This is a genomic window from Streptomyces sp. NPDC001634, assembly GCF_040298185.1.
Taxonomy (GTDB): domain Bacteria; phylum Actinomycetota; class Actinomycetes; order Streptomycetales; family Streptomycetaceae; genus Streptomyces.
The window spans coordinates 1-1,976 of the sequence record NZ_JBEOZU010000212.1 but is presented as its reverse complement, the minus strand read 5'-3'; the positions used below and the strand labels follow the sequence as shown (position 1 = coordinate 1,976).

Sequence of the window (1,976 nt, the reverse complement as noted above, 5' to 3'; positions counted from 1 at the left end):
GGTATCGCCTTCGTGAAAAAATAAAGGCCATCTTATTTTCAGAAGACGAAGAGTGAAGAGGAATTCCCTATTTTAATAAAAATAGGGAGTTTTTTGATAAGAGAAGAAAAAAGCAAGTTAAAAAAGACTAATTTTTTTAATTTACCAAAGCTAGTGGTGGCATGAAATAAAGCGAATACAGGAGAGGGAAAAAGCGAACGTAAGATAAAAAAAGGTATAAAAGTCACAGTTAATTCTTGACAAGTTTAGTTAGGTTTGATAGAATATAATAGTTGTCGCAAGAGACGAGGGTCTTGAAGCGATAAGCTAGACCATTGAAAACTGAATAAAGAAGAATGACTCATGTGATGTAGTAAGATACATCAAAAATCTGTCAATCAATAATGAAAGACAAGCCAGTCACTAAGGTGACTTAAATACTTTATTTGAGAGTTTGATCCTGGCTCAGGACGAACGCTGGCGGCGTGCCTAATACATGCAAGTTGAGCGCTGAAGGTTGGTACTTGTACCGACTGGATGAGCAGCGAACGGGTGAGTAACGCGTGGGGAATCTGCCTTTGAGCGGGGGACAACATTTGGAAACGAATGCTAATACCGCATAAAAACTTTAAACACAAGTTTTAAGTTTGAAAGATGCAATTGCATCACTCAAAGATGATCCCGCGTTGTATTAGCTAGTTGGTGAGGTAAAGGCTCACCAAGGCGATGATACATAGCCGACCTGAGAGGGTGATCGGCCACATTGGGACTGAGACACGGCCCAAACTCCTACGGGAGGCAGCAGTAGGGAATCTTCGGCAATGGACGAAAGTCTGACCGAGCAACGCCGCGTGAGTGAAGAAGGTTTTCGGATCGTAAAACTCTGTTGGTAGAGAAGAACGTTGGTGAGAGTGGAAAGCTCATCAAGTGACGGTAACTACCCAGAAAGGGACGGCTAACTACGTGCCAGCAGCCGCGGTAATACGTAGGTCCCGAGCGTTGTCCGGATTTATTGGGCGTAAAGCGAGCGCAGGTGGTTTATTAAGTCTGGTGTAAAAGGCAGTGGCTCAACCATTGTATGCATTGGAAACTGGTAGACTTGAGTGCAGGAGAGGAGAGTGGAATTCCATGTGTAGCGGTGAAATGCGTAGATATATGGAGGAACACCGGTGGCGAAAGCGGCTCTCTGGCCTGTAACTGACACTGAGGCTCGAAAGCGTGGGGAGCAAACAGGATTAGATACCCTGGTAGTCCACGCCGTAAACGATGAGTGCTAGATGTAGGGAGCTATAAGTTCTCTGTATCGCAGCTAACGCAATAAGCACTCCGCCTGGGGAGTACGACCGCAAGGTTGAAACTCAAAGGAATTGACGGGGGCCCGCACAAGCGGTGGAGCATGTGGTTTAATTCGAAGCAACGCGAAGAACCTTACCAGGTCTTGACATACTCGTGCTATTCCTAGAGATAGGAAGTTCCTTCGGGACACGGGATACAGGTGGTGCATGGTTGTCGTCAGCTCGTGTCGTGAGATGTTGGGTTAAGTCCCGCAACGAGCGCAACCCCTATTGTTAGTTGCCATCATTAAGTTGGGCACTCTAACGAGACTGCCGGTGATAAACCGGAGGAAGGTGGGGATGACGTCAAATCATCATGCCCCTTATGACCTGGGCTACACACGTGCTACAATGGATGGTACAACGAGTCGCGAGACAGTGATGTTTAGCTAATCTCTTAAAACCATTCTCAGTTCGGATTGTAGGCTGCAACTCGCCTACATGAAGTCGGAATCGCTAGTAATCGCGGATCAGCACGCCGCGGTGAATACGTTCCCGGGCCTTGTACACACCGCCCGTCACACCACGGGAGTTGGGAGTACCCGAAGTAGGTTGCCTAACCGCAAGGAGGGCGCTTCCTAAGGTAAGACCGATGACTGGGGTGAAGTCGTAACAAGGTAGCCGTATCGGAAGGTGCGGCTGGATCACCTCCTTTCTAAGGAA

At 47.5% G+C, this 1,976-nt stretch carries 1 rRNA gene; it reads left to right on the top strand.

The features are described 5' to 3' along the window. Nucleotides 1-421 precede the first annotated feature (421 nt). Nucleotides 422-1,968 (top strand): 16S ribosomal RNA (locus ABT186_RS47555). The last annotated feature ends 8 nt before the right edge of the window (nucleotides 1,969-1,976 follow it).